Annotated in this window: 26 protein-coding genes; 18 read left to right on the top strand and 8 right to left on the bottom strand. The window is 71.7% G+C overall.

The window, feature by feature from the left end; translation table 11 throughout:
• Positions 1 to 26: 26 nt before the first annotated feature.
• The 7 genes from paaA to IZR02_RS04555 all read left to right on the top strand — a co-directional run bounded on the left by paaA (position 27) and on the right by IZR02_RS04555 (position 6,284).
• Positions 27 to 1,022: a 1,2-phenylacetyl-CoA epoxidase subunit PaaA gene (gene paaA / locus IZR02_RS04585; RefSeq protein ID WP_025103830.1), complete on the top strand. Its 996-nt coding sequence runs from the start codon at positions 27 to 29 to the stop codon at positions 1,020 to 1,022.
• Entirely contained in the window at positions 1,022 to 1,351 is a 330-nt protein-coding gene (gene paaB, locus IZR02_RS04580; RefSeq protein WP_025103829.1) for a 1,2-phenylacetyl-CoA epoxidase subunit PaaB, read from the top strand. Before paaA ends, paaB begins: the two co-directional genes overlap by 1 nt.
• Positions 1,352 to 1,455: 104 nt before the next feature.
• Positions 1,456 to 2,238: a 1,2-phenylacetyl-CoA epoxidase subunit PaaC gene (paaC, locus tag IZR02_RS04575; RefSeq protein ID WP_231729604.1), complete on the top strand. Its 783-nt coding sequence runs from the start codon at positions 1,456 to 1,458 to the stop codon at positions 2,236 to 2,238.
• Positions 2,232 to 2,735, top strand: a complete 504-nt coding sequence (gene paaD / locus IZR02_RS04570; protein ID WP_025103827.1) for a 1,2-phenylacetyl-CoA epoxidase subunit PaaD — start codon at positions 2,232 to 2,234, stop codon at positions 2,733 to 2,735. Before paaC ends, paaD begins: the two co-directional genes overlap by 7 nt.
• Entirely contained in the window at positions 2,735 to 3,898 is a 1,164-nt protein-coding gene (gene paaE / locus IZR02_RS04565; RefSeq protein WP_025103826.1) for a 1,2-phenylacetyl-CoA epoxidase subunit PaaE, read from the top strand. The genes paaD and paaE overlap by 1 nt, the downstream gene beginning before the upstream one ends.
• Positions 3,899 to 3,907: 9 nt before the next feature.
• Positions 3,908 to 4,678 (top strand): enoyl-CoA hydratase/isomerase family protein, encoded by a 771-nt coding sequence (locus IZR02_RS04560; RefSeq protein WP_025103825.1) that lies wholly within the window; start codon positions 3,908 to 3,910, stop codon positions 4,676 to 4,678.
• Positions 4,679 to 4,745: 67 nt separating this feature from the next.
• On the top strand, positions 4,746 to 6,284 hold the full coding sequence (locus IZR02_RS04555; RefSeq protein WP_025103824.1) for an ATP-dependent DNA ligase: 1,539 nt from the start codon (positions 4,746 to 4,748) through the stop codon (positions 6,282 to 6,284).
• Here IZR02_RS04555 and IZR02_RS04550 read toward each other — a convergent pair whose 3' ends face one another.
• The gene (locus IZR02_RS04550) at positions 6,285 to 6,794 is read right to left on the bottom strand and encodes a phosphoribosyltransferase (protein ID WP_025103823.1); all 510 of its coding nucleotides are present in this window, start codon (positions 6,792 to 6,794) and stop codon (positions 6,285 to 6,287) included. It lies immediately after the preceding gene.
• Positions 6,795 to 6,954: 160 nt separating this feature from the next.
• Between IZR02_RS04550 and IZR02_RS04545 the strand changes: the two genes are divergently transcribed.
• The gene (locus IZR02_RS04545) at positions 6,955 to 8,682 is read left to right on the top strand and encodes a thiamine pyrophosphate-binding protein (RefSeq protein WP_025103822.1); all 1,728 of its coding nucleotides are present in this window, start codon (positions 6,955 to 6,957) and stop codon (positions 8,680 to 8,682) included.
• A 26-nt stretch (positions 8,683 to 8,708) separates the two neighbouring features.
• Positions 8,709 to 9,557: a PhzF family phenazine biosynthesis protein gene (locus IZR02_RS04540; RefSeq protein WP_025103821.1), complete on the top strand. Its 849-nt coding sequence runs from the start codon at positions 8,709 to 8,711 to the stop codon at positions 9,555 to 9,557.
• Positions 9,558 to 10,098: 541 nt separating this feature from the next.
• On the opposite strand, the gene IZR02_RS04535 is transcribed toward IZR02_RS04540, so the two are convergent.
• The 6 genes from IZR02_RS04535 to IZR02_RS04510 all read right to left on the bottom strand — a co-directional run bounded on the left by IZR02_RS04535 (position 10,099) and on the right by IZR02_RS04510 (position 16,025).
• Entirely contained in the window at positions 10,099 to 10,479 is a 381-nt protein-coding gene (locus IZR02_RS04535) for a VOC family protein (protein ID WP_025103820.1), read from the bottom strand.
• 76 nt (positions 10,480 to 10,555) lie between these two features.
• Positions 10,556 to 11,182: a response regulator transcription factor gene (locus IZR02_RS04530; RefSeq protein ID WP_036292686.1), complete on the bottom strand. Its 627-nt coding sequence runs from the start codon at positions 11,180 to 11,182 to the stop codon at positions 10,556 to 10,558.
• The gene (locus IZR02_RS04525) at positions 11,179 to 12,306 is read right to left on the bottom strand and encodes a sensor histidine kinase (RefSeq protein WP_025103818.1); all 1,128 of its coding nucleotides are present in this window, start codon (positions 12,304 to 12,306) and stop codon (positions 11,179 to 11,181) included. Before IZR02_RS04525 ends, IZR02_RS04530 begins: the two co-directional genes overlap by 4 nt.
• A gap of 29 nt (positions 12,307 to 12,335) precedes the next feature.
• Positions 12,336 to 13,097 carry an ABC transporter permease gene (locus IZR02_RS04520; protein WP_025103817.1) on the bottom strand — a complete coding sequence of 254 codons (762 nt, stop codon included), beginning with the start codon at positions 13,095 to 13,097 and terminating at the stop codon, positions 12,336 to 12,338.
• A gap of 1 nt (position 13,098) precedes the next feature.
• A complete protein-coding gene (locus IZR02_RS04515; RefSeq protein ID WP_025103816.1) occupies positions 13,099 to 14,073 on the bottom strand; it encodes an ABC transporter ATP-binding protein in 975 nt (324 codons plus the stop codon).
• Positions 14,074 to 14,153: 80 nt separating this feature from the next.
• Positions 14,154 to 16,025: an FAD-dependent monooxygenase gene (locus tag IZR02_RS04510; protein WP_025103815.1), complete on the bottom strand. Its 1,872-nt coding sequence runs from the start codon at positions 16,023 to 16,025 to the stop codon at positions 14,154 to 14,156.
• A gap of 128 nt (positions 16,026 to 16,153) precedes the next feature.
• On the opposite strand from IZR02_RS04510, the gene IZR02_RS04505 reads away from it, so the two are divergent.
• Entirely contained in the window at positions 16,154 to 16,861 is a 708-nt protein-coding gene (locus IZR02_RS04505) for an IclR family transcriptional regulator (RefSeq protein WP_025103814.1), read from the top strand.
• A 57-nt stretch (positions 16,862 to 16,918) separates the two neighbouring features.
• Here the strand turns inward: IZR02_RS04505 and IZR02_RS04500 are convergent, their stop codons facing one another.
• Complete coding sequence (locus tag IZR02_RS04500; protein ID WP_025103813.1) at positions 16,919 to 18,298, bottom strand: MFS transporter; 1,380 nt, start codon at positions 18,296 to 18,298, stop codon at positions 16,919 to 16,921.
• 143 nt (positions 18,299 to 18,441) lie between these two features.
• Between IZR02_RS04500 and IZR02_RS04495 the strand changes: the two genes are divergently transcribed.
• The 8 genes from IZR02_RS04495 to IZR02_RS04460 all read left to right on the top strand — a co-directional run bounded on the left by IZR02_RS04495 (position 18,442) and on the right by IZR02_RS04460 (position 26,944).
• Positions 18,442 to 19,914, top strand: coding sequence for a fumarylacetoacetate hydrolase family protein (locus tag IZR02_RS04495; RefSeq protein ID WP_025103812.1), 1,473 nt, complete (start codon positions 18,442 to 18,444; stop codon positions 19,912 to 19,914).
• The gene (locus IZR02_RS04490) at positions 19,911 to 20,597 is read left to right on the top strand and encodes a GntR family transcriptional regulator (protein ID WP_025103811.1); all 687 of its coding nucleotides are present in this window, start codon (positions 19,911 to 19,913) and stop codon (positions 20,595 to 20,597) included. The genes IZR02_RS04495 and IZR02_RS04490 overlap by 4 nt, the downstream gene beginning before the upstream one ends.
• Entirely contained in the window at positions 20,594 to 22,093 is a 1,500-nt protein-coding gene (hpaE, locus tag IZR02_RS04485) for a 5-carboxymethyl-2-hydroxymuconate semialdehyde dehydrogenase (protein WP_025103810.1), read from the top strand. Before IZR02_RS04490 ends, hpaE begins: the two co-directional genes overlap by 4 nt.
• 30 nt (positions 22,094 to 22,123) lie before the next feature.
• The gene (gene hpaD / locus IZR02_RS04480) at positions 22,124 to 23,290 is read left to right on the top strand and encodes a 3,4-dihydroxyphenylacetate 2,3-dioxygenase (RefSeq protein ID WP_025103809.1); all 1,167 of its coding nucleotides are present in this window, start codon (positions 22,124 to 22,126) and stop codon (positions 23,288 to 23,290) included.
• Between the two features lie 9 nt (positions 23,291 to 23,299).
• Positions 23,300 to 24,085 (top strand): fumarylacetoacetate hydrolase family protein, encoded by a 786-nt coding sequence (locus IZR02_RS04475; protein WP_062766317.1) that lies wholly within the window; start codon positions 23,300 to 23,302, stop codon positions 24,083 to 24,085.
• Positions 24,070 to 24,873, top strand: a complete 804-nt coding sequence (locus IZR02_RS04470) for an HpcH/HpaI aldolase family protein (protein WP_062766314.1) — start codon at positions 24,070 to 24,072, stop codon at positions 24,871 to 24,873. Before IZR02_RS04475 ends, IZR02_RS04470 begins: the two co-directional genes overlap by 16 nt.
• Positions 24,874 to 24,954: 81 nt before the next feature.
• Positions 24,955 to 26,199, top strand: coding sequence for an MFS transporter (locus IZR02_RS04465; protein ID WP_197426447.1), 1,245 nt, complete (start codon positions 24,955 to 24,957; stop codon positions 26,197 to 26,199).
• Between the two features lie 22 nt (positions 26,200 to 26,221).
• Positions 26,222 to 26,944, top strand: a complete 723-nt coding sequence (locus IZR02_RS04460) for a DUF6882 domain-containing protein (RefSeq protein WP_025103805.1) — start codon at positions 26,222 to 26,224, stop codon at positions 26,942 to 26,944.
• The last annotated feature ends 55 nt before the right edge of the window (positions 26,945 to 26,999 follow it).

Genomic DNA, 26,999 nt, shown 5'->3' with positions numbered 1-26,999 from the left:
AAGGACCGGAGCCCGAGGAGTCGACGATGACCAGTCCCGCAGACCTGTCCCTCGTGGACGGCGAGACCTCCGACGAGGAACGCCTGTTCGACGAGCTGATCGCGAACGAGCAGCGCATCGAGCCGCGCGACTGGATGCCCGAGGCCTATCGCAAGACCCTCATCCGGCAGATCTCCCAGCACGCGCACTCCGAGATCATCGGCATGCAGCCCGAGGGCAACTGGATCACCCGCGCCCCGAGCCTCAAGCGCAAGGCGATCCTCATGGCGAAGGTGCAGGACGAGGCCGGGCACGGGCTCTACCTCTACTCCGCCGCGCAGACGCTCGGCATCACCCGCGACGAGATGATGGAGCAGCTCATCTCCGGCAAGGCGAAGTACTCGTCGATCTTCAACTACCCCACCCCCACCTGGGCCGACATGGGCGCGATCGGCTGGCTCGTCGACGGCGCCGCGATCTGCAACCAGGTACCGCTGTGCCGCGCCTCCTACGGCCCCTACGGGCGCGCGATGGTGCGCATCTGCAAGGAGGAGTCGTTCCACCAGCGCCAGGGGTTCGAGATCCTGCTCTCGCTCATGCGCGGCACGGACGAGCAACGGCAGATGGCGCAGGACGCGGTGGACCGCTGGTACTGGCCGAGCCTGGCGATGTTCGGGCCGCCCGACGACCAGTCCCCCAACTCCGCCCAGTCGATGGCATGGAAGATCAAGCGCTTCTCCAACGACGAGCTGCGTCAGCGGTTCGTCGGCATGCTCGTGCCGCAGGCCGAGATCCTCGGCGTCACCCTCCCCGACCCCGACCTGCGGTTCGACGAGGAGACCGGTCGCTACGAGATGGGCGAGATCGACTGGGACGAGTTCTTCCAGGTGCTGCGCGGCAACGGCCCCTGCAACGCCGAGCGTCTGGAGCGCCGCCGCACGGCGCACGAGGAGGGCGCGTGGGTGCGGGAGGCCGCCGCGGAGTACGCCCGCAAGCAGCGTTCCCGCCTCAGCCGGGAGCGTGTCGAAGGGGCGGTGGCGTGATGGCGACCCCCGGAGCCGACCCTTCGACGAGTTCGGGGACCCAGGGCCGGGAGGTCTGGCCCCTGTGGGAGATCTTCGTGCGGGCGAACCGCGGGCTGAGCCACGTGCACGTCGGCTCGCTGCACGCCCCCGACGCCGACATGGCCATCCGCAACGCGCGCGACCTCTACACCCGCCGGGGCGAGGGCGTGTCGATCTGGGCGGTCCCCGCCGAGGCGATCACCACGAGCGACCCCGACGCCAAGGGGGCGTACTTCGAGAGCCCCGCCGGCAAGAACTACCGGCACGCAGTGTACTACACCGCCTCCGAGGGGGTGCCGCACCTGTGACCCTTCGACAGGCTCAGGGACCCAGCCCTGCTCAGGGACCCAGCTCCGCTGAGGGAGTCGGCGACGTCCACGGGGAGGCGCACGGCGAGGTCTCCGTCGACGAGCTGCGGCTCAGCGAGGAGCTCGCGGGCGCCGGCACGACCGCGGCGAGCGCCGACATCGCCGAGTACGCCCTGTGGCTCGGCGACGACGCCCTCATCCTGTCGCAGCAGCTCGGCGCCTGGATCTCCCGCGCCCCCGAGCTCGAGGAGGACGTGGCGCTCGGCAACATCGCCCTCGACCTGCTCGGCCACGCGCGCTCCTTCCTGCACTTCGCGGGCACGTGGGACGGCCGGTCCGAGGACGACCTGGCGTACTTCCGCGACGAGCCGGAGTTCCGCAGCGCCTGGATCATGGAGCAGCCGAACGGCGACTTCGCGCAGACCATCGCGCGCCAGCTCGTCGCCTCGGTCTACCTCGTGGAGCTGTACACCGCCCTCCGCGCGAGCTCCGAGCCCACCTTCGCCGCGATCGCGGAGAAGGCGCTCAAGGAGGTCGACTACCACCGCGACCACGCCGTGCAGTGGGTGCTGCGCCTGGCGGGCGGCACGGAGGAGTCCCGGCGGCGGATGATCCGCGCCCTCGCGGATGTGTGGCCGTACGTCGACGAGCTGTTCCGCGACGAGCCGCTGATCGACCGGCTCGGCGACGTCGCCGTGCGCCCGTCGACCCTCCGCGCTCCGTTCGACGCGGTCATCGCCACCGTGTTCGCCGAGGCCGAGCTCACGGTGCCGGAGGTTCCGGGGTCGTCGGCGGGCGGCCGGAACGGCGCGCACGCGACCCCCTTCGGCCACCTCCTCGCCGAGATGCAGGTCCTGGCGCGACGACACCCGGGGGCGTCATGGTGACCCGGACCGCCGCCGACGCGGAGGCCCAGGCCTGGCGGATCGCCGCCGCCGTGCCGGACCCGGAGGTGCCGGTGCTCACGATCGAGGACCTCGGCGTGCTGCGAGCGGTCGAGCTCCGCGGCGAGCGCGTGGTCGTCGACATCACGCCGACCTACAGCGGGTGCCCGGCCATGGACACGATCCGCGACGATGTGGTCCTCGCGCTCACGGCCGCCGGGTTCGCCGACGTCGAGGTGCGGCTCGTGCTCTCGCCCGCGTGGACCACCGACTGGATGAGCGACGCCGGGAAGCAGAAGCTCCGCGAGTACGGGATCGCGCCGCCCAGCGGCCGCGCGGCCGTACCCGCCGGTCCGATCCGGCTCGCCCTCAGCGTGCGCTGCCCCCGCTGCGGCTCGCTCGACACCCGGGAGGTCTCCCGCTTCGGCTCGACCTCGTGCAAGGCGCTGTACGAGTGCCGGGCCTGCCTGGAACCCTTCGATCACTTCAAGGTGCACTGATGTCGCTGTTCTCCCCGGCCCCGGCGACGACGCCGGCGCCCTCTCCCGCCTCCCCCGCCCGGGCGCGCACCCGTGCCCGGTTCCACACGCTCGAGGTCGAGGACGTCCGCCCGCTCACCGAGGACTCCGTCGAGGTGACCTTCACGGTGCCCGCGGAGCTCGCCGACGACTACGACCACCTCCCCGGGCAGTACGTGGCGCTGCGCACGACGCTGGACGGCGTGGAGGTGCGGCGTTCCTACTCGCTGTGCCGGGCGCCCGAGCACCGCACCGACGGCATGCCGACCCGTCTGAGCGTCGCCGTGAAGCGCGACGAGGGCGGGACGTTCTCCACGTGGGCCCAGACCGGCCTGCGCCCGGGCTTCCGCATCGACGTCATGAGCCCCCAGGGCACGTTCACCTCCGGCCTCGACGACCTGGACGAGAAGCACGTCGTCGGCATCGCGGCCGGCTCCGGGATCACGCCGCTGATGGCCCTCGCGCACACCGTGCTCTCCCGGTCGCAGACCTCGCGGTTCACGCTCCTCTACACGAACCGGTCGACGCTGGACGTGATGTTCCTGGAGGACCTCGCCGACCTCAAGGACCGCTACCCGACGAGGCTCACGCTGCACCACGTGCTGTCCCGCGAGCAGCGGACCGCGCCGGTGCTCTCCGGCCGCATCGACGAGCCCAAGCTGCGGACGATCCTCGACGCGCTGATCGACCCGGCCGACGTGGACGAGTGGTTCCTGTGCGGACCGCTCGCGCTCGTCGACCTCTGCCGGGAGGTGCTGGCCGACGTGGGCGTACCCCGCGAGCACGTGCGCTTCGAGCTGTTCACGACCGGCGACGAACCGGTGCGGGCCGCCCGGCCGGTCACGGTGCGCTCGGGCGAGAAGACGGTACGGATCGAGGTGAACCTCGACGGCGTGTCCTCGACGGTGGAGAGCCCGGTCGCGGCGCGCGAGTCGGTGCTGAACGCCGCACTGCGGGTGCGGCCGGACGCGCCGTTCGCGTGCGCGGGTGGCGTCTGCGGCACCTGCCGCGCGCGCGTGATCGAGGGCAGCGTCACGATGACCGAGAACTACGCCCTGGAGCCCGACGAGCTGGAGCGCGGCTACGTGCTCACCTGCCAGTCCCATCCCACCAGCGACCGCGTGGTCGTGGACTACGACGTCTGAGGACTCCTGATGATCGATCTCGCCATCGCCGACGACGTCGCCACCGTGGTGCTCGACGCCCCCGCGAAGCTCAACGCCCTGGACGAGGCCGCCCTCGCGGAGCTCGACGCCGCGTACCGGGATGCCGAGGCCGCCGGGGTGCGCGCGCTGCTGCTCCGCGGTGAAGGGCGGGCGTTCTGCGCCGGGCGGGACATCTCCGCCGTCGATCCGCGCGACGACGACGTGCTCGGCTACCTCGGCGGGCGGGTGACACCGCTGCTGCAGCGGATGTCCCGCTTCCCCGCGCCGACGTTCGCCGTCGCCCACGGCGCCTGTCTGGGCGTGGGACTCGGCCTGCTCATCGCGACGGATGTCGTGTACGTCGCGGAATCGGCGAAGATCGGCTCGCCGTTCGCAGCGCTCGGCGCGACCCTGGACTCCGGCGGGCACGCGCTGTTCCTCGACCGGCTCGGCCCGCACAAGACCCTCGACCTCATCTACACGGGCTGGCTCATGAGCGGCACGGAAGCCGTGCGCTCGGGGCTCTTCTCCCAGGTTTTCCCGGACGACGAGGTGCTCGCCGCCGCGACGGCCGCTGCGGGGAAGGCCGCCCACGGCGCCACGGCCGCCTTCCGGGCGAGCAAGGAGCTCGTCGCCCGCATCCGCGACGAACGCCTCACCCTGTGGGAGTCCATCGACGTCGAGAACGCGGCGCAGGCCGCCCTGTGCGACACCGAGGACTACCGCGAGGGCTTCGCCGCGTTCCAGGAGAAGCGGAAACCGGAGTTCCGCGGGCGCTGACGCCACGGCCCGGTCGTCGCTGTCAACCGTCTCGTGTGGTGTCCGACCCCGGTGGGAGGATGCCCGCATGCTGCTCTCGGAGCTCGTCACCACCACCGACCAGGTCGCCGCGACCTCGTCCCGCCTGGCCAAGATCGAGGCGATCGCCGCGCTGCTCCGCCGGGCCGATGCCGACGACATCGCCCCTCTCGTGGGGCTGCTCCTCGCCACGCCCCGCCAGGGTCGCCTCGGCGTGGGCTGGCGGGGGCTGACCGCTCTCGCGATCGAGCACAGCGCGACCTCGACCCTGACCATCGCGGAGGTCGACCACGCCTTCGACACCCTCGTGCACACGTCCGGCTCCGGATCAGCCGGTGTCCGCAGCGCGCTCCTGCACGATCTCGCGGCCCGCGCGACGGCTCCCGAATGGGACTTCCTGACCAGGGCCATGCTCGGGGAGCTCCGCACCGGGGCGCTGGGCGGCGTGCTGCTCGACGCGATCGCCCGCGCCGCCGAGGCTCCGGCCGCGACCGTGCGACGGGCCGCCATGCTCTCCGGCGACCTCGGCGAGACGGCGCTCCTCGCGCTCACCGGTGCCGAGGGAGCGCTCGACGAGGTCGGGCTCCGGGTGGGTCGCCCCGTGCTCCCGATGCTCGCGGCCACGGCGCCGACGCCCACGGCCGCCCTCGAGATCACCGGACGCGCCTCGGTCGAGTACAAGCTCGACGGCGCGCGCATCCAGGTGCACCGCCGCGGCGACGAGGTCGGCATCTACACGCGGAGCCTCGCCGACGTCACCCACCGCCTGCCCGAGATCGTCGAGGTCGTCCGCGGCCTTCCCGCGCAGGAGGTCATCCTCGACGGCGAGACCCTGGCGCTCGACGAGGACGGCGGTCCCCGGCCGTTCCAGGAGACGATGTCCCGGTTCGGTGCGGATGCCGCGCGCGAGCTCGCCCTGCGGCCCTGGTTCTTCGACGTCCTGCACGTGGATGGCCGCGACCTGCTGGACGAGCCACTGTCGGTGCGTCAGGAGGTCCTGGCCGAGGTCGCCGGCGAGTGGCGCATGCCCGGCATCGTGACCGACAGCGCGGAGGAGGCCGAGCGCCTGTCCCGCGAAGCCCTGGCGGCCGGTCATGAGGGCGTGCTGGTGAAGGCCGTGGATGCGCCGTATGCCGCCGGTCGCCGCGGCAAGTCCTGGGTCAAGGTGAAACCGGTCCTCACGTTCGACCTCGTCGTGCTGGGCGCCGAGTGGGGGTCGGGGCGACGGCGCGGACGGCTGTCGAACCTGCACCTCGGCGCACGGGACCCGGATGGCGACTTCGGCGACCCCGGCGGCTTCGTGATGGTGGGCAAGACCTTCAAGGGCCTCACCGACGCGCTGCTGCAGTGGCAGACCGACGAGTTCCCGGCGCACGAGACCCATCGCTCCGCGTCCACGGTGTTCCTCCGGCCGGAGCTCGTGGTCGAGATCGCGATCGACGGCGTGCAGCGGTCCCCGCGCTACCCCGGCGGCCTCGCCCTCCGCTTCGCCAGGGTCAAGGGCTACCGCCCGGACAAGACCGCTGCGGAGGCCGACACGATCCAGACCCTCCTGGCCCTGCGGCGCGGCGCGGCGGACGACTCCTGATCAGGCCGTGGGCGGCAGTCCCTCGTCCTCCTGACGCACGGTGCCGCGGAACGACCAGGGGAAGTCGATCCAGAGGTCGGTGTCCTTCCACGCGAAGTCCGGCTGGATGATCGTCGAGGGCTTCGTGTAGATCGTGACCGAGCGCACGTCGGCGCCCTTCTCCTGCAGCAGCTGCACCGCAAGCGCCAGCGTGCGACCGGAGTCGGCGACATCGTCCACGAGCAGCACGCGGCGGCCGTCGAGGTAGGCCATGTCGAGCTCAGGTGGCAGCACCTCCGGGGCGTCCAGCACGGTGCCGATGCCGGTGTAGAACTCGACGTTGATGGCGCCGCAGTTCTTCACGCCGAGTCCGTACGCGATGGCGCCGGCCGGGAGCAGGCCGCCGCGCGCGATCGCCACCACGACCTCCGGCTCGAAGCCCGTCGCGATGATGTCCCGCGCCAGATCGCGCGTCGCCGCGCCGAAGCCGTCCCACGTGAGCGTCTCGCGCTCGATCGATGCATCCGTCATCGGTCCATTCTCGCGCATCCGCTCCGTCCGGGCCGCCGCTAGACTGAGCAGGTCCGGCCCCGCCGGTGCCTGAAAAAGAGGCACGAAGCACCTCGCATCGCCGCGAGGGCGAGACACATACGGATCCCCCTTCTCCGTCCCTGTCTCGAAAGGCTTCTCCATGCCCTCCGTCTCCGCGCACGTCGCCCTCACCCTCGCCCAGCACGTCGATGCCGTCTTCGGCGTCATGGGCAACGGCAACGCCTACTTCCTCGACGCCCTCGAGACGCAGACCGACGCCACCTTCACCGCCGTCCGTCACGAGCAGGGCGCGGTCGTCGCCGCCGACGCGCACTTCCGCGCCTCCGGCCGCATCGCCGCGGGCACCTCCACCTACGGCGCCGGCTTCACGAACACGATCACGGCGCTGGCCGAGGCCGTGCAGGCGCACGTGCCGCTCGTCCTCGTCGTCGGTGACGAGCCCACATCGGGGCCGCGGCCGTGGGACGTGGACCAGATCGCTCTGGCCTCGGCCGTCGGCGCCCGCACCTACACCGTCGGGCGGACGGATGCCGCTGCGACCACCGTCATCGCCGTCGAGCACGCCCTCACCTATCGCGTGCCCGTCGTGCTCGCCATCCCCTATGACGTGGCCGCCCTCGAGGCCGGCGCGGTGCCGACGGCGCCGGCTCCCCGGCTCCCCGCGCCGCTCGCCCCGCGCGGGGACTTCGCCGAGGGCATGCTGGATGAGATCGCCGCCGCCCTGCGCGACGCCGAGCGTCCGTTCCTCCTCGCCGGGCGCGGGGCGTGGCTGGCCGGCGCGGGCGAGGCTCTCGGCGCCCTCGCCGCGCAGACCGGGGCCCTCACCGCCTCCTCCGCCCTCGGCCGCGGCATCTTCCCGGACGCCCGGTACGACCTCGGGGTCACCGGTGGCTTCGGCGCCGAGGGGGCGATGGAGCTCGTGCGGACCGCGGACGTCGCGGTGGTCTTCGGCGCGAGCCTGAACCAGTTCACGATGCGCTTCGGCGACCTGTTCGCCCCGGGCACCCGGGTGTACCAGATCGACACCGCTCCGGCCGCCACGCACGCCCACGTCGGCGGCTTCGTCCGCGCCGACGCCCGCCTCGCCGCCGAGGCCCTCGTCACCCGCCTCTCCTCCGGACATGACTTCGGAGATGCCGCCGGACTCGCCGGGGCGGCCCCCGACTCCGGCGGCGTGTCGGGCGCGGACTCCGCAGTTGTGCCCGCCCGCCCGTGGCGGGAGACGGTCGATGTCGCCGCGGCCCGCGCGTACGAGCCGGGAGACGAGCTCGCGCCGGACGGCCGCCTCGACCCGCGTTCCGCCGCGCGCCGGATCGCCGAGCTCCTCCCCGAAGACCGCGTCGTGGTGTCGGACGGCGGGCACTTCATCGGCTGGGCGAACATGTACTGGCCGGTGGCCGCGCCCGACCGGATGATGATGATCGGCACCGCGTTCCAGTCGATCGGACAGGGCTGGCCCAGCGTGGTGGGTGCGGCCCTCGCCCGTCGGGACGCGACCATCGTGCTCACCTCGGGCGACGGCGGCGGGCTCATGGCGATCGCCGACCTCGAATCGGCCGTCCGGGCGGCGGGCGGACGCGGCATGGCCGTGGTCTGGAATGACGCCGCGTACGGCGCCGAGGTCAACCTCTACGGGCTGAAGGGCCTGGCCGAGGGTCCGATGCGCATCCCCGAGGTCGACTTCGCCGCGTTCGGGGCGGCGGTCGGCGCCGAGGGCGTCGTGGTGCGGACGCTGGACGACCTGGATCGCCTCGCCGCGTGGTCCGAGGAGGACCCGGCGACCCGGCGCTTCCTCGTCCTCGACCTCCGGATCTCCGGCGACGTGATCGCGCCGTACCAGCAGGAGATCATCCGCGTGAACTCCTGACCTGTGCGGGCCGATAGGCTCCCGGAATGACGGATGCTCCTGAGGTCCTGCGCTACAGCGCCTTCGCCGCGACGCCGGACGGCGGCAACCCCGCCGGGGTCGTCTTCGACGCGGACGGGCTCGACGAGGCGGACATGCAGCGGATCGCGGCCGAGGTCGGCTACTCGGAGACCGCGTTCGTGCAGGACGCCGCGGCGGACGGCTCCCGTTTCCGCGTGCGCTACTGGTCGCCGGCTGCGGAGGTGCCGTTCTGCGGGCATGCGACCGTCGCGACCGCGGTGGCCCTCGCCGAGCGGCAGGGTCCGGGGACGGTCGTGTTCGCGACCGCGGCCGGAGACGTGTCGATGGAGTCCTTCGCGGACGCGGACGGCCGGGTCACGGTGTCGTTCACGAGTGTCGAGCCGGAGGTCCGCGACCTCGACCACGTCGTGCGTGACCGCCTCCTCGCGCTGCTGGGGATGGAGCCGGCCGATGTCGACCCGCGCTTCCCGGTCCGTGAGGCGTTCGCGGGCAACTGGCATCCGATCGTCTTCGTCGCCGACCGGGAGCTCTTCCACCAGTTCCGCTTCTCCCCCGCCGAGGTCGCCACTCTCATGCGCGCGCAGGGCTGGCACGGCACGGTGACGGTGCTGCACGCCGAGGATCCGGCCGAGATCCAGGCCCGCAACCTCTTCCCCGTGGGGCGCATCACCGAAGATCCCGCGACGGGGTCCGCGGCCGCTTCGGTCGGCGCCTATCTCCGCGCCCAGGGCTATCCGGGCGACACCGTCCGGATCCATCAGGGCGCCCACGTCGGTCGCCCGAGCGAACTCCGCGTCGCGATCCCGGCCTCCGGCGGCCTCGTCGTCTCGGGCGGGGCCACCCGCCTCCCCTGACCCCCCGGACCTCCCTGATCCCGGACCGCCTGCACGACCCGGTTCCGCCCGCACGACCGATACACATCCCAGGTCGTGCGTCCGTCGCCCGGTCGTGCACCCGTCTCCCGACTCCGGACCTACCCCCGGGCTCAGGCACACCCGCACGACGCGGTTCCGCGCGGACGTCCCCGGTTCGGCCCGCACGCCCCGGTTCCGCCCGCACGACCGATACCCACCCTCGGTCGTGCATCCGTCACCCGGTCGTGCATCCGTCACCCGGGTCGTGCACTCGTCCCCTGGTCGTGCATCCGTCACCCGGTCGTGCACTCGTCCCCAGGTCGTACGTCTCCGCCCCGACGGGGACCCGCGTCCCGAGCCCGCCTACAGATGCACTACCCCGTTCCATCTGCACGACCAGACACTGTCGCCGGTCGTGCATGCGTCCCGAGGTCGTGCATCTGTGACCGCACAGGACCCCCAGCCCCCGGAACCGAACCAGACCCGGGACGAATCCGAACCGGACCCGACCCCATCCCTAGACCCGGCCCGGGGACCGTCGTCACCCCTGGGCGCTGTAGTCCGGGAGCTCCTGCAGGGTCCAGGTGTTGCCGTCCGGGTCGTCGAAGCGCACGAAACGGCCCCAGTCCTGCTCGTCCACGCCCTCGGCCTCCACGCCGAGACCCCTCAGGTGCGCGAGAGCCTCGTCGGCGTCGGGGACGACCACCTGGATGGTGTTCTGCTGCCCGGGCTCCAAGCCGCTGGTCAGCCCCGTGCCGAAGGCGATCGAGCAGGCCGATCCCGGCGGGGTCATCTGCACGAAGCGCAGGCCCTCGTACGGCACCTGATCATGGTCGGCGTGGAAACCGATCTTCACGTAGAAGTCCTTCGCCCGGTCGACATCGCTGACCGGCACGAAGATGAGTTCGATCTTCCAGTCCATCACGCACTCCTCCTGTCGGGCTCCGTCACCCGTCGGCCCTCACAGTACGCGCGGCCTCCGACACCCGCCAGAGGCGTCAGAGCCAGCCCTTGTCGGACGCGATCCGCACCGCCTGCGCCCGGTTCTCGGCGCCGGTCTTGCCGATCGCGGCGGAGAGGTGGTTGCGCACCGTGCCCGCCGACAGGAAGACCTCCGCCGCGATGGCCGCCGCGGATCGTCCGTCGGCGGCCAGCCGCAGCACCTGCCGCTCCCGGTCGCTCAGCGGGTTGGCTCCCTCGAACAGGCTCTCCTCGGCGAGTTTCGGATCGAGCACCCGGAGTCCGGCGTGCACGCGGCGCACGGCCGCGGCGAGCTCCTCGGCCGGGGTGTCCTTCACCACGAACCCACTCGCCCCGGCGTCGAGCGCCGCGCGCAGGTACCCGGGTCGCGCGAACGTGGTCACCACGAGCACGCGCGTCTGCGGGCTGGCCGCGCGGATCCGTTTCGTCGCCTCGACGCCGTCCACCCCCGGCATCTGGATGTCCATCAGACACACGTCCGGCTGCAGCTCCTCCGCCAGGCGCAGCGCCTCCGCGCCGTCCGCCGCCAGGCCCTGCACCTCGAGATCCGGCTCCAGGTCGAGCAGGGCCCCGAGCGCCCCGCGGACGAGGGCCTGGTCGTCGGCGATGAGCAGCCGGATCGGAACCGTCGGGGCCGCCGTCACCACGTCACCTCCACCCGCGTGCCCGCCGCCTCGCCTGGCCGCACGGCGAACCCGGCGCCGGCCGCCGCCGCGCGCTCCCGCATCCCCCGGATGCCGTTGCCCTCGCGATGCCCGGTCGCGGACGCGGGCCCGACACCGTCGTCCTCCACGGTGAGCACGCCCGGAGCGATGCGCACACGGACGGCCGCGGCACCGGAGTGCCGCAGCGTGTTGGTCGTCGCCTCGCGGAGGATCCAGCTCGCCGTGATCGCCTGGACCGGCGAGAGGGCGTCCGGGGTCCCGTCCACGACGAGCGCGATGTCCGCGGCGCGCAGCGAGTCCTCGGTCGACGCGAGCTGCTCGACGAGGGTCGTCGCCCGCGCACCGGCGACGGTCTGCCGCACTCCGGCGATGGCCTCCGCGGTCAGACGTTCGATGTCGGCGAGCTCGGCCTTGGCGCGCTCCAGGTCGGAGTCCATCAGCCGCCGCACGAGCTGGGCCTTGAGTCCGACGACCGTCAGCGAGTGGCCGATGAGGTCGTGCACGTCGCGCGCCACGGCCTCCCGCCCCTCGCTGGTCGCCAGCTCCCTGCCCAGCCGCTCCGCCTCCGCCGAGCGCACGATGAGCCAGGTCGAGACCGTGTTCACGACGCCGAGGAGGGCGACGATCGCGAGGACGGACAGGTAGGAGAGGTTGTCGGGGATGAGGAAGACGCAGCCGGCCGCCACCACGAGCGCGGCGATGGTCGTGATCCAGTGCCAAGCACGGGTCAGTCCGTACGAGGCGAACGACATGATGAACGGCAGGAAGCTCAGCGCCGACCCGCCCACGGCGGGGATCGTGACCAGCGCGCACGCGATGAGCGCGGCGAACGTGATCCACTGTCGCCGCGAGGGGGTGCGACCGAGGCCGCCTCCGCCGCGCATGCCGTGCAGGAACCCCGTCACATAGAGGACGATGAACGCGACCAGCGCCACCCACCCCGTGACGACCCACGCCGGCGGAGCGGCGGAGGCGAGCAACGCAAGGACCGGATAGATCAGGAACACGAGCCAGACGACCGCCATCAGCCAGCCGAACCGCGCCCAGGGGTCCTTGCCCGTCCCGGATCGGGCGTCCGCCTCCCGGCCTTCCTGCATCGTCATCCGTCCAACCTACTGTCGCGCCGGGGCGCTCACCGTCGTGACCGCGAGCGCCGCACGCCCACCGTCACCAGCACCGCGAAGACGACGAGCCAGACCGCGACGTTGAGGAGCAGCATCCACAGCTCATCCGTCTGCCCCGTCGTCAGCACGCCCTCCGTCAGCGGCCAACGGCTCAGGGCGACGAAGCCGTACAACGGGGTGAATCGGGCGATGTCGAGCATGACGCCGTCGAGCGGCATGAACACGTTGCCGAAGAAGGCGAAGAAGGTCATCGAGATGGACGCGAGCGCGGCGGCGGAGTCGGAGCCGAAGAACAGGCCGAACCCGAGCCCGTAGAGGCCGAACATGAGGCCGATGCCGAGGATGAGGGCGGCGGTCACGACCCACCGCCAGGCGCCGTCCGCCTCCGCGCCGGTGAGCAGCCCGGCGACGAACACCGCGACGAGGGCGAGCGCGGCGAACGACACGGCGGTGAGCAGCTTCGTCAGGGCGTACCCGGTGGTCGTCAGCGGCGTCATCGCGAGCTGCCTTCCCCACCCCTGCTTGGCCTCGGTGGCCGCGAGCGAGGTGAGCGAGCTCATCGCCACCGCGGTGCCGTAGGCCGCCATCGAGACCATCACGGAGAAGGAGACGTTGCCGTTGCCGGCGGAGAGCGTGCCGTACCCCATGCCCGCACCGAAGAGCAGGTACATGGCCACGGGCATGGCGAGGGTGAAGGCGAGCGTGTAGGGGTTGCGCAGTTGGCGCAGCCCCTCGATGCGCAGCATGGTGGGCGAGACGGTCGTGGTCATGTCAGTCCTCCGTGAGGGCGGTGAAGGCGGTCTCGAGCGTGGGGGCGGCGATCTCCAGGTCGCGCGCTCCCCCGTCGAGCAGCAGCCGGGCGGCGGCGTCGGAGTCGGTGGCGCGGAGGCTGAGGCGGTCCCCGTCGACGCGCACACCGGTCACGCCCTCCGCGGCGGTCAGGGCGGCGACCAGCGCGTCCGACACGTCGGGCACGGTGGCCGAGACCGTACGCTCGCCCAGGCTCGCACGGAGCAGGGCGGTGGGCGCGTCCGCGACGACGGCGCCCCGATGCATGACCACCGTGCGGCGGGCGAACTGCTCCGCCTCCTCCAGATAGTGCGTGGCGAACACGATCGTGCGCCCCGCGTCCGCGTCGGCACGCATCACGTCCCAGAAGTGGCGCCGCGCGGTGACGTCCATACCGGCGGTCGGCTCGTCGAGCACGAGGATGTCGGGATCGGAGATCATCGCGAGCGCGAACTTCACGCGCTGCTGCTCGCCGCCCGAGCACTTGGACACCCGGCGGCGCGCGAGACCGGCGAGGTCGGCACGGCGCATCACCTCCGGCACGCGTGCGAGGGCTTCCCGCCCGTACAGCGAGGCGATCAGCCGCACGGTCTCGCCGACGGTGAGGTCGCCGAGCAGGCCCCCGGTCTGCAGCACGGCTCCGATGGCCCCGTTCGCGGTGGCCCGTTCCGGAGCCGCCCCGAGCACGCGCACGGTCCCGCTGCTGGGGGCGGTGAGCCCGAGGAGCATGTCGAGCGTGGTGGTCTTGCCCGCGCCGTTGGGGCCGAGCAGGGCGACCACCTCGCCGCGCCGGATGGAGAGGTCGACACCGTCGACGGCCGGCACGCGGCGCTCGCCGGTGCCGAAGTGCTTGCGCACGTCGATCAGCTCCAGCGCCACGGGTCCGTCATCGACGGCGGGGGACGCGGAGGACGACGCGACGCGCGGTGCCGCCTCCTGCACGGATGTCTCGTTCATGCCTCCAGCCTCGCGCCGGAGCGCGCGGCCGTCCGGAGGGCGGTGTCATCTCCTCGGCATGACACGTGTCATGCCGAGGTTCAGCGCGCGGGAAGCAGCGCCCCGTCCAGGAAGCCCGCCAGCTCGTCCACGCCGTCCACCCCGTCCAGCGGGAGGATCGCGGCGACGTACTGGTCCGGGCGCACGACGATCACGACGCCGTCACGGGACAGCTCCCGCGCCTCGAAGATGTCCGTGCCGCACCACTTGCTCGGGCCGGCCGCGTAGACCTTCTCCCAGTCGGTGAGTCCGAGCGGGCCGGTCTTCGGCTGGAAGAGCTCGGGCGTCGTCGTGACCTCGACCTCCTCGAAGGGCTGCTGATACACGGCCTTCACGTCGAACACGGCGTCGGCGTCGGCGTCCGCCGGGGTGAACCGTGCGAACACGGGCGCCGCCATCTCCGCCCACGCGGCGAGCGCTTCGCCGGTCCGGTCGCCGAACGCGTAGACCCGCCACCGGCCGTCGGCCTTCGCGTGGTGTCCGAGGTGGACGACGTTGCCGTCCCCGACCCGCACGACCTCCGCCGACTTGAAGCGCTTGCCCAGCGGGTACCCGACGGCGAGCGCCTGGTGGGCGTCCGTGCCGGTGATCATGGAGGACGTGTACTGGGTCATGAACCCGGACGGGAACTCGGCCGTCGCCAGGTAGTACGTGGCCAGCTCGTTCGGGTCGGAGATCTCCTCGGGCTTGCGCGCCATGAGGCTGGACCACTCGCGGTCGAAGTCGATGAGCTGCTGCGCGACGGGACGACGCTCGGCGCCGTACGTGGCCAGCAGCGACTCGGGCGCACGGCCGCTCAGCACGGAACCGAGCTTCCAGCCGAGGTTGAACCCGTCCTGCATCGACACGTTCATGCCCTGGCCGGCCTTGGCGCTGTGGGTGTGGCAGGCGTCGCCGGTGAGGAAGACGCGCGGGCTGCGGTCGACGCCGGGGTCGACGTCGTCGAAGCCGTCGGTCACACGGTGGCCGACCTCGTAGACGCTGTGCCAGGCGACCTGCTTCACATCGAGCGTGTAGGGGTGGAGGATCGCATTGGCGCGCCGGATGATCTCCTCGATGGGCGTCTGGCGCACGCGGTGGTCGTCGTCCGCCGCGACCTCGCCGAGGTCGATGTACATGCGGCTGAGGTAGCCGCCCTCCCGCGGGATGTGCAGGATGTTGCCCGCCTTCGAGTTGATCGCGCACTTGGTGCGCCAGTCCGGGAAGTCGGTGTTGACGAGCACGTCCATGACGCCCCAGGCGTGCGCGGCGCTCGCGCCGACGTGCGTGCGTCCGATCGCCTGACGCACGCCGCTCCGGGCGCCGTCGCAGCCCACCACGTACTTCGCCCGGACGACGCGTTCGTCGGCTTCGCCGACATGGCGGACGCGCACCTCGACCGGGTACTCGCCCTCCTCATGCACGGTGAGCCCGAGGAATTCGACGCCGTAGTCCGGCACGATCCGTCCGGGGCCGTCGGCCGCCGCTTCGGCGAAGTAGTCCAGCACGCGGGCCTGGTTGACGATGAGGTGCGGGAACTCGCAGATGTCGTAGGCGTAGTCGGCGGTGCGGGTGGTCCGCACGATCTGATCGGGGTGCTCGGGGTCGGGGCCCCAGAAGTTCATCCAGCCGATGTTGTAGGCCTCGGCGATGATGCGCTCGGCGAAGCCGAAGGCCTGGAAGGTCTCCACGCTGCGGGGCTGGATGCCGTCGGCCTGTCCGAGGACGAGGCGGCCCTCGCGCTTCTCGATGATGCGGGTCGTGATGTCGGGGTACTGCGACATCTGTGCCGCGAGCAGCATGCCCGCGGGCCCGGAGCCGACGATGAGGACGTCGACCTCGTCGGGCAGGGCGGCGGGGCGGTCGATCCCGGTGCCGGCGGCGTCCTGCACGCGCGGGTCTCCGGACACATAGCCGTGGTGGTGGAACTGCATCGTCGTCGATTCCTTCCGGACGTCTTCGTCGGGTGTTGCGTCCAGGAACACTGTGTTCTATATTCGAACACAGTGTTCTACTATTGAACACAGCCTAGACCGGTGCCTCGCGCATCGCAAGGAGAGCCATGTCCGAGCGCCCCGCCGCCCCCGCCTCGCAGACGCTGAGCCGCGGCATCCGCATCCTCGAGGTGCTCGCCGACGCCCGCGGTGCGCTGACCATCGACGACATCGCCGGACGCCTCGAGGTGCATCGCTCCATCGCCTACCGGCTTCTCCGCACCCTCGAGGATCACGGTCTCGTCACCCGCGACGCGAGCGGCGCCGTGAGCCTCGGCGCTCGCATGGCCGCCCTCGCCGCCGGTGTCGCCCACGACCTCCAGGCCGAGGCCCTGCCGGAGCTCACCGCCATCGCGAACGAGCTCGGCATGACCTGCTTCCTCGCCGTCCTGGACGGGGCCGAGTGCATCACCCTCGCCAGCGTCGAGCCGCGGCACGCCGTCGCCAGCGTCGCCCAGCGGCCCGGCGCGCGGCACTCCGTCACGGTCGGCGCCCCAGGGAAGGCGATCCTCGCGCAGCTCGACGGCGCGGAGGTTCCCGTCGCCATCTCCCCCGCCCTGCGCGCCGACGTCGACAGCGCCGCCGCGCGCGGCTACGCCACGAGCCACGACGAGGTCATCCCCACGGTCCAGTCCGTCGCCGTCCCGCTGCGTCTGCGCGGCCAGCGTCCCGCCGCGATCGCGGTCGTGCACGTCGCGACCGACCTGGACGACGGGGAGGTCGCCGCGCGCCTCCGGCGCTCCGCCGACCTCATCCGCGAGGCCCTCGAGGGCTGAGCCGGAACACACGAGAGCGCACGCCCCTCAGGGACGTGCGCTCTCGTGGCAGGGAGGTCAGGCCTTCGCGAGCCCGCGGATCGGGCTGACGGACTGCTCCTCCTCGTGGTCCGGACCGAGCGGGATGCCCGAGCGGTCGCGCAGCAGGAGCGTGGCGACGAGGCCGAGGAGGGTCATGCCCGCGAGGTACCAGGTGACCGCCTCGGTGGAGCCGGTCTGATCGACGATGAACGTCGCGATCGTGGGCGCGAAGGCGCCACCGGCGATCGCGCCGATCGCGTACGAGATGGAGACGCCGGAGAACCGGATGCTCGCGGGGAACAGCTCGGTGTACAGCGCCGCCTGCGGCCCGTAGGTGAAGCCCAGGCCGATCGTGAGGATCGCGAGACCGGCGAACAGCAGCCCCACCTCGCCGGTGTTGACGAGCGGGAACAGCGTGAACACGCCGACGAGCTGGAGCACCCAGCCGATGAGGTAGGTCGTGCGACGGCCGATGCGGTCGGACACCCAGCCGGCCAGCAGCGTGGTGAGCAGCCAGGTGACGGCCGATCCGGTGACCGCCCACAGCACGGGCCCGCGCTCGAGGCCGATGGGCCCCTCGGGGTTCGTGGCATAGCCCTGGATGTAGCCGCCGGTGGTCATGTAGCCCACGGCGTTGTTCCCGGCGAAGACGAGGGCGGCGATGATGACGAGCAGCAGGTGCTTGCGGAAGAGCTGCACGATCGGCATCTTCGCCTTCTCCTTGCGCTCGGCGAGCTCGGCGAACACCGGGCTCTCCTCCACGCGACGGCGGACGTAGTAGCCGACGAGGATCAGCACGACGCTCAGCAGGAACGGCACGCGCCAGCCCCAGGCGAGGAACTGGTCCCCCGGAGCGATCACGGTCATCAGCGCCATGACCCCCGACGCGAGCAGCAGGCCGAGCGGCACGCCGATCTGCGGGGAGGCGCCGAAGATGCCGCGCTTCTTGCGCGGGGCGTGCTCGACGGCCATCAGCACCGCGCCGCCCCACTCGCCGCCGGCCGAGATGCCCTGCACGATGCGCAGCAGCACGAGGAGGATCGGCGCCATGACGCCGATGGTCTCGTACGTGGGGAGCAGACCGATCAGGGCGGTCGCGGCCCCCATGAGGATCAGCGTCCACATCAGCACGGCCTTGCGGCCGAGCTTGTCGCCGTAGTGGCCGGCGAGGAACGCGCCGAGGGGCCGGAAGAGGAAGCTCACACCGACCGTGGCGAAGCCGACGAGAGCGCTGTTGGCGCCGAGCGGCGCGAAGAAGAGCTGTCCGAAGACCAGCCCGACCGCCGTGGCGTAGATGAAGAAGTCGTACCACTCGACGGTGGTCCCGACGACGGTGGCGAAGACGACACGACGCCGGTCGGCCGCCGTCGCGATGGTTCCGGTGGGCGTGAACCCACCCTGTGACTGCCCGCTCATGGGGTGTCTCCTTTGTGCTTGTGACCGCGTTGTCACGGCGCGCCCGGACGTGAATCCGATCCGCTTGCCGAGGGGTGAGACGATGATATATGATTTCGGATACGACGCACAATGCGTCCTGACGAGCGCGAGGAGGCGCATCCGTGACGGACACCATCGCCCGCCCGGGGAAGATCATCGCGATCCACCTGAGCTACGCCTCGCGGGCCGACCAGCGCGGTCGACGCCCCGCCCACCCCTCCTATTTCTTCAAGCCGGCCAGTTCGGTCGGGGTCTCCGGCGGCACCGTCGAGCGTCCCGCCGGCACCGAGCTGCTCGCGTTCGAGGGGGAGATCGCGCTGATCATCGGCGCCCCGGCCCGCCGGGTCGCCCTCGCCGACGCCTGGGATCACGTGCAGTGGGTGACCGCCGCGAACGACCTCGGTCTCTACGATCTGCGCGCCAACGACAAGGGCTCCAACGTCCGCTCCAAGGGCGGCGACGGGTACACCCCGCTCGGTCCGGAGCTGATCGACGCCCGCACGGTCGACCCGGCGGCCCTCCGCGTGCGCGCCTGGGTGAACGGCGAGCTCCGCCAGGACGACACCACCGCCGGGCTCATCTTCCCGCTGGCCCAGCTCGTCGCCGACCTCTCCCAGCACTTCACGCTGGAGACCGGCGACGTGATCCTCACGGGCACTCCCGCGGGCTCGTCGGTCATCGTCCCCGGCGACGTGGTCGAGATCGAGGTCGACGCCCCGGACGCCCCCGGCGCCCCCACGTCCGGCCGCCTGGTCACGACGGTCACGCAGGGGGATGTCCCCTTCGACGGCGACCTCGGCTCGCTCCCCGCGGTGGACGACCTCCAGCGCACCGAGGCCTGGGGCTCCCGCGAGCTCGCCGGCCTGCCCGCCGAGGACACCGCGCCCACGCTCACCCCCGAGCTCCGCGCCCAGCTCCTCGAAGCCCCCACCGCCGGCCTCTCGGCCCAGCTGCGCAAGCGCGGACACCACTCCTGCTTCATCGACGGCGTCTCCGCCAACCTCCCGGATACGAAGATCGTCGGCACCGCCAAGACCCTCCGCTTCGTGCCGTTCCGCGAAGACCTGTTCCGCAGTCACGGCGGCGGGTACAACGCCCAGAAGCGCGCGTTCGACGCGGTCGCCGCAGGCGAGGTCATCGTCATCGAGGCCCGCGGCGACGCGACCACCGGCACGCTCGGCGACATCCTCGCCCTGCGCGCGCAGACCCGCGGCGCGGCGGGCGTGGTCACCGACGGCGGTGTCCGCGACTTCCAGGCCGTCGCCGAGATCGGGCTTCCCGTCTTCTCGCAGGGTGCGCACCCCTCGGTGCTCGGCCGCAAGCACGTGCCGTGGGACGTCGACGTGACGATCTCGTGCGGCGGTGCCACCGTGCAGCCCGGCGACATCATCGTCGGCGACAGCGACGGCGTGATCGTGATCCCGCCGGCTCTCGCCGCCGAGGTCGCCGCCGACGCCGTGGCCCAGGAGATCGAGGACGCCTGGATCGCCGAGCAGGTCGCCGCCGGGCACCCGGTCGACGGCCTCTTCCCGATGAACGCCGAATGGCGCGCCCGCTACGAGCAGGCGACCGGCACCGGAGCGGAGCGGAAGTGAGCACGGTCGAGAGCGCCAGCAAGTCGGAGCAGGCGTACGCCTGGATCCGCGCGCGCATCTCGGCGCACACCTACGGCCCTGGCTACCGCCTGGTCCTCGGTCCGATCGCCGAGGAGCTGGGGATGAGCGTGGTCCCGGTGCGCGAGGCGATCCGCCGCCTGGAGGCCGAGGGGCTCGTGACCTTCGAGCGCAACGTCGGCGCCCGCGTGACCCTCGTGGACGAGGGCGAGTACGCCCACACGATGCAGACGCTCGGACTCGTCGAAGGGGCGGCCACCGCGCTGTCCGCTCCCCTGCTCGACGCGGACGCGCTCGCGCAGGCCGCCGAGGTCAACGAGCGCATGAGCCGCCTGCTCGACCACTTCGACCCGCACACGTTCACCGAGCTCAACCGGCAGTTCCACTCCGTGCTGTTCGAGCCGTGCCCCAACCCGCACCTGCTCGACCTCGTGCACCGCGGCTGGGCCCGGCTGTCCGGCATCCGCGACTCGACCTTCGCCTACGTGCCCGGCCGCGCCCACCACTCGGTCGACGAGCACACCCAGATCCTCGAGCTGATCCGCGACGGCGCCGAGCCGCTGGAGATCGAGCTCGCCGCCCGCAACCACCGGTGGCGCACGAGGGACGCGTTCCTCGACGCCCTGCACACCCGTTCCGTCCCCGCCGAAGGAGAAGCATCATGACCGACTCCCGCATCCCCGCCGACCTGCCCGACCACATCCAGCACTACATCGACGGCGCCTTCGTCGACTCGATCGACGGCGACACGTTCGACGTGCTCGACCCGGTGACGAACCAGACCTACACGACGGCCGCCGCCGGCAAGAAGGCCGACATCGAGCGGGCCGTCGCCGCCGCCAAGCGCGCCTTCGACGAAGGTCCCTGGCCGCGGATGCTCCCGCGTGAGCGCTCGCGCGTGCTGCACAGGATCGCCGACATCGTGGAGTCGCGCGACGCCCGGCTCGCGGAGCTGGAGTCGTACGACTCCGGCCTGCCGATCACGCAGGCCCTCGGTCAGGCCCGCCGCGCCGCCGAGAACTTCCGCTTCTTCGCCGACCTGATCGTCGCCCAGGCCGACGACGCCTTCAAGGTGCCGGGCAAGCAGATGAACTACGTCAACCGCAAGCCGATCGGCGTCGCCGGACTCATCACCCCGTGGAACACGCCGTTCATGCTCGAGTCCTGGAAGCTCGGCCCCGCGCTCGCCACCGGCAACACGGTCGTCCTCAAGCCGGCCGAGTTCACGCCCCTCTCCGCCTCGCTGTGGGCGGGCATCTTCGAGGAGGCGGGCCTGCCGCAGGGCGTCTTCAACCTCGTCAACGGCCTCGGCGAAGACGCCGGCGACGCGCTGGTGAAGCACCCCGACGTGCCGCTCATCTCCTTCACCGGCGAGAGCCGCACGGGGCAGATCATCTTCGGCAACGCCGCGCCGTTCCTCAAGGGCCTGTCGATGGAGCTCGGCGGCAAGTCGCCCGCCGTGGTCTTCGCGGACGCCGACCTGGAGGCCGCCGTCGACGCGACCATCTTCGGCGTCTTCTCCCTCAACGGCGAGCGCTGCACCGCCGGGTCCCGCATCATCGTGGAGCGCTCGATCTACGACGAGTTCGTGGAGCGCTACGCCGCGCAGGCGCAGCGCGTCAAGGTCGGCTACCCGCACGACCCCGAGACCGAGGTCGGCGCTCTCGTGCACCCCGAGCACTACGACAAGGTGATGTCCTACGTCGAGATCGGCAAGACCGAGGGCCGTCTGGTCGCCGGCGGCGGTCGTCCCGAGGGCTTCGAGGAGGGGAATTTCGTCGCCCCGACGGTGTTCGCCGACGTGGCCCCCGACGCCCGCATCTTCCAGGAGGAGATCTTCGGCCCGGTCGTCGCGATCACCCCGTTCGACTCCGACGAGGAGGCGCTGGCGCTCGCGAACAACACGAAGTACGGCCTCGCGGCCTACATCTGGACGAACGACCTCAAGCGTGCCCACACGTTCGCGCAGTCCGTCGAGGCCGGCATGGTGTGGCTGAACAGCAACAACGTCCGCGACCTCCGCACGCCGTTCGGCGGCGTGAAGGCGTCGGGCCTGGGCCACGAGGGCGGCTACCGCTCCATCGACTTCTACACCGACCAGCAGAGCGTGCACATCACGCTCGCCTCGACCCCGCACAACCCGACGTTCGGCAAGAACTGACGCCCGCCGGACACAAGCAAGGACGCTGACATGACCGACAAGACCGCCAAGACCCTCACCTCCTCCGGCTACTACGTGAGCCAGGAGGCCCCGATCCAGAGCGACAACCCCGTCGCGACGCCGAAGAGCACGCCGCCGGACATCCTGCGCTGCGCGTACATGGAGCTCGTCGTGACCGACCTGGCCGCCTCGCGGCAGTTCTACGTCGACATCCTGGGCCTGTACGTGACCGAGGAGGACGACGAGGCGATCTACCTGCGCTCGACCGAGGAGTTCATCCACCACAACCTCGTCCTGCGTCAGGGGCCCATCGCCGCGGTCGCCGCGTTCTCGTACCGGGTGCGCGCCGCGGAGGACCTCGACCGCGCCGTGGAGTTCTACACCGAGCTCGGCTGCGACGTCCGTCGTCAGGAGAACGGCTTCGTGAAGGGCATCGGCGACTCCGTGCGCGTCGTCGACCCGCTCGGCTTCCCGTACGAGTTCTTCTACGCCACCGAGCACGTGGAGCGCCTGTCCTGGCGGTACGACCTGCACACCCCCGGCGAGCTCGTGCGCCTCGACCACTTCAACCAGGTCACCCCCGACGTGCCGCGCGCGGTGCGCCACTACCAGGACCTCGGCTTCCGCGTGACGGAGGACATCCAGGACGACGAGGGCACCGTGTACGCCGCGTGGATGCGCCGCAAGCCCACCGTGCACGACACCGCGGCGACGGGCGGCGACGGTCCGCGCATGCACCACGTCGCCTTCGCGACGCACGAGAAGCACAACATCCTCGCGATCTGCGACAAGCTCGGGGCGCTGCGCCGCTCCGACGCCATCGAGCGCGGCCCCGGCCGGCACGGCGTCTCCAACGCGTTCTACCTCTACCTGCGCGACCCGGACGGCCACCGCGTCGAGATCTACACGCAGGACTACTACACCGGCGACCCGGACAACCCGGTCGTCACCTGGGACGTGCACGACAACCAGCGCCGCGACTGGTGGGGCACCCCGGTGGTGCCCTCCTGGTACACCGACGCCTCGCTCGTGCTCGACCTCGACGGCAACCCGCAGCCCGTCGTCGCCCGCACGGACTCCAGCGAGATGGCCGTGACGATCGGCGCCGACGGCTTCTCCTACACCCGCGCGGACGAGGGCGAGACCTCGATGCCCGAGTACAAGCAGGGCGAGTACAAGCTCGGCCACCAGCTCTAGGAGACGCTCATGCTGCCTGAGGAGACCATCGCGCAGATCGCCGCGGAGCTCGCGGAGGCCGACCGCACGCACGGGGTGATCCCGCGCATCACCGCGCGGTACCCCGAGGCGACCGTGGAGGACTCCTACGCCATCCAGGGCGTGTGGCGGGACTCGCAGGTCGCGGCCGGTCGTCGGCTGGTCGGGCGCAAGATCGGCCTGACGTCGAAGGCCATGCAGCAGGCGACGGGGATCACCGAGCCCGACTACGGCGTGATGTTCGACGACACCGTGTACGAGTCGGGCGCGGAGATCCCCACGGATCACTTCTCCAACGTCCGCATCGAGGTCGAGCTGGCGTTCGTGCTCAAGGAACCGCTGGAGGGCCCCGACTGCACACTGGAGGACGCCCTCGCCGCGATCGACTACGCCGTGCCGGCCCTCGAGGTGCTGAACTCGCACATCGAGCTCGAGGGCCGCACGATCGTCGACACCATCAGCGACAACGCCGCGTACGGGGCGATGGTGCTGGGGACGGTGCGCAAGCGCCCGGACGAGATCGACCTGCGGTGGGTGCCCGGCGTGCTGTCCCGCAACGGGGAGATCGAGGAGACCGGTGTCGCCGCCGGCGTGCTCGGGCATCCGGCCACCGGGGTGGCGTGGCTCGCGAACAAGTTCCATCAGCACGGCGCGCGTCTGGAGGCGGGCGAGATCATCCTGGCAGGATCGTTCACACGCCCGATGTGGGTGTCGCGCGGCGACGAGGTGCTGTGCGACTACGGACCGATGGGGACCATCACATGCCGCTTCGTCTAGACCCGTCCTTCCGCGCGCAGCTCGCCGCGTCCGATCGTCCCTTCGTGGGGATGTGGGTGTGCTCCGGCAGCCCGCTGCTCGCCGAGGTCGCCGCGGGCTCCGGGCTGGACTGGCTGCTCATCGACATGGAGCACTCGGCGAACACGCTCGAGTCCGTGCTGACCCAGCTCCAGGCGGTCGCAGCCTATCCGGTGACCCCGCTCGTCCGGGTGCCCTTCAACGATGCGGTCGCGATCAAGCAGGTGCTCGACCTCGGTGCGCAGAACCTCATCGTGCCGATGGTGTCGTCCGCCGACGAGGCGAGGGCCGCCGTGGCCGCGACCCGTTATCCCCCCGAGGGCGTCCGCGGCGTCGGCAGCGCCCTCGCCCGCAGCGCCCGCTGGAACCGCGTCGACCGCTACCTGCAGGAGTCGGCGCAGCACGTGTCGCTGACGGTGCAGATCGAGACGGTCGCCGGGGTCGAGGCCGCCGCCGACATCGCCGCGGTCGACGGGGTGGACGCGGTGTTCGTCGGCCCCTCCGACCTGTCCGCGTCGATGGGCCTGCTCGGACAGCAGACACATCCGGACGTGGTCGCCGCCGTGGAGTCGGTGTTCGCCGCAGTGCGTGCCGCCGGGAAGCCCGTGGGGGTGAACGCGTTCGACCCCTCCGCCGCCGACGCGTATCTCGCGGCGGGTGCGGACTTCGTGGCCGTGGGCGCCGATGTCGCCCTCCTCGCCCGTGCCTCCGAGGCCCTCGCCGCCCGCTTCCTCCCCCGCTCCGACGCCTCCGGCCGCCCCAGCTACTGACTTCGAGTCGCGCACCTGGCTCCATCCGCGGCCGGAATGGGGCCATTTGCGCGATTCGAAGCGGCCGGGAAGGATGAGCCGGTGCACAGACTGGCGGCGATGCAGGACCGCAACTTCCGGTGGTTCTTCCTCGCGCGCGCCCTGACGCTCGTCACGGGCTCGATGTCGGCCATCGCCCTGGCGTTCGCGGTGCTCGAGATCGACAACGACGCCCGGTCGCTCTCGATCGTGCTGGCCGCCTTCACGATCAGCAACATCGTGTTCGTCCTGTTCGGGGGCGTCGTCGCCGACCGCCTCCCCCGCGCTCTCATCATCCAGTCCTGCTACGTCGTGGACATCCTGTCGGTCGGAGCGATGGCGGCTCTCCTGTTCACCGGCACGGCCACCGTCCCCCTCCTCGCCGTGCTCTCCGCGATCAACGGCGCCTCGTCCGCGTTCGTGCTCCCCGCGATGCAGGGCATCATCCCGCAGCTGACCACCCCCGCGCACCTCCAGCAGGCGAACGCGATGCTGTCGTTCGTCCGCTCGGCCGTCACGATCGGCGGACCGGTCATCGCCGGGGTCCTGGTGGCCACCGCGGGACCCGCGTGGGCCATGGTCGTGCAGGCGGCGGGGTGGCTGCTCGCGATCCCGGTCCTCGCGCTCGTGAAGCTCCCGCCGCCCGCGGCGTCCGGCGGCACCACGATGTTCCACGACCTCCGGGTGGGGTGGCACGAGTTCTGGAGCCGCTCCTGGCTGTGGACCATCGTGCTGGCCTTCATGATCATGAACGCGATCCACGTCGGCGCCTGGGGCGTCGTCGGCCCGTACATCGCGAAGAACGACGATCGCCTCGGCATCTCCGGCTGGGGGTGGGTCGTGAGCGCGGAGGGCGCAGGAGTCCTGGTGATGACCCTGCTGCTGATGTGGTTCCCGCTCGGCCGGCCCCTGCGCTACGGGATGATCGGGATGGCGGCGTTCGCCCTGCCGCTCACCCTCCTCGGCGTGCACCCGGCCGCGGTCCTGCTGGCGATGGCGGCGTTCGTCGCCGGAGCCGGGGCCGAGGTCTTCGCGACAGGCTGGAATCTCGCGATGATGGAGAACATCCCCGGGGAGAAGCTCTCGCGGGTCGCGAGCTACGACATGCTCGGCAGCTTCGTGGTGATGCCCATCGGCACGCTCGTGTACGGCTGGCTCATCACGCACGCGGAGCCGGCCACCGTGCTCACCACCTCCGCGGTCCTCTATGCGGCGATCGCCCTGATCACCCTGCTCGTCCCCGCGGTGTGGCGGATGGGGCGGCCCGCGGCGGCCGTCCCGGAGCGCGCGGGAGTGGCGGATTCATAGCAATCCCGGCGAGACTGTGGGCATGACCTTCCCCCCGCTGCAGCCCCTCGCCGACCGTGCCGCCCTCTTCACCGCGCTCCGCCAGGACGCCCTCTCCGCGGCCGCCGATGCGCTCGGCGAGCACCGGTGGGACGCCGACCTCGCGGCGGGAACGCTGACCTTCACCGCGAACGACGACCCGACCCGGCAGCTCGTGACCCGCGCGCACCTCATCGCCACGATCGCCCCCGGCCCCCGCTCGCTGCTGTGGGCGTGGGCGCACCCCCAGGGCGACCCCCAGGGTGTCGCGGCGCAGCTCCGCGCGTACGGCGAGCAGCACGGGATCGCCGAGCTCACCGCCCCCGAGGTCCCGTTCCCGGCCGATGCCTCGGGCGACGCGGAGTGGATCGCCCGCGCGGCGCACACGATCGGCGGCGTGGCGGTGGAGCTCACCGGGCGCTCCCCCTACTACTCGGCCCCCGTCGACGGCGGCACCCGCGCGGTGTTCCTGCTCGACGCCCCGCTCGCCCCGCTCACGGTCGCCGACACGGTGGTGGCCCTGCCCCGCACCCTCGCGCAGACGCCCCTCCCCGACGCCCGCACGGCGGTCTGGGACCTCGCGCGTCTCGCCGGCTGGACCCTCACCTGGACGGACGAGTCCTTCTCCGGCGCCACGGTGACGGATGCCTCGGGCACCGCGACGATCCGCTTCGACGAGCAGGCCCGGATCAGCGGCGTGGAGAGCTCGCTGCACGGCCAGGGCTGAGTCCGCAGAATCGCACGAACGCCGCAGGGATCACTCGGGTCCCTGCGGCGTTCGC

The sequence above is a fragment of the Microbacterium paraoxydans genome (assembly GCF_019056515.1).
Taxonomy (GTDB): Bacteria; Actinomycetota; Actinomycetes; order Actinomycetales; family Microbacteriaceae; genus Microbacterium.
Note: the sequence above shows the minus strand (reverse complement) of the source record. Positions and strands in the feature narration are given on the sequence as shown.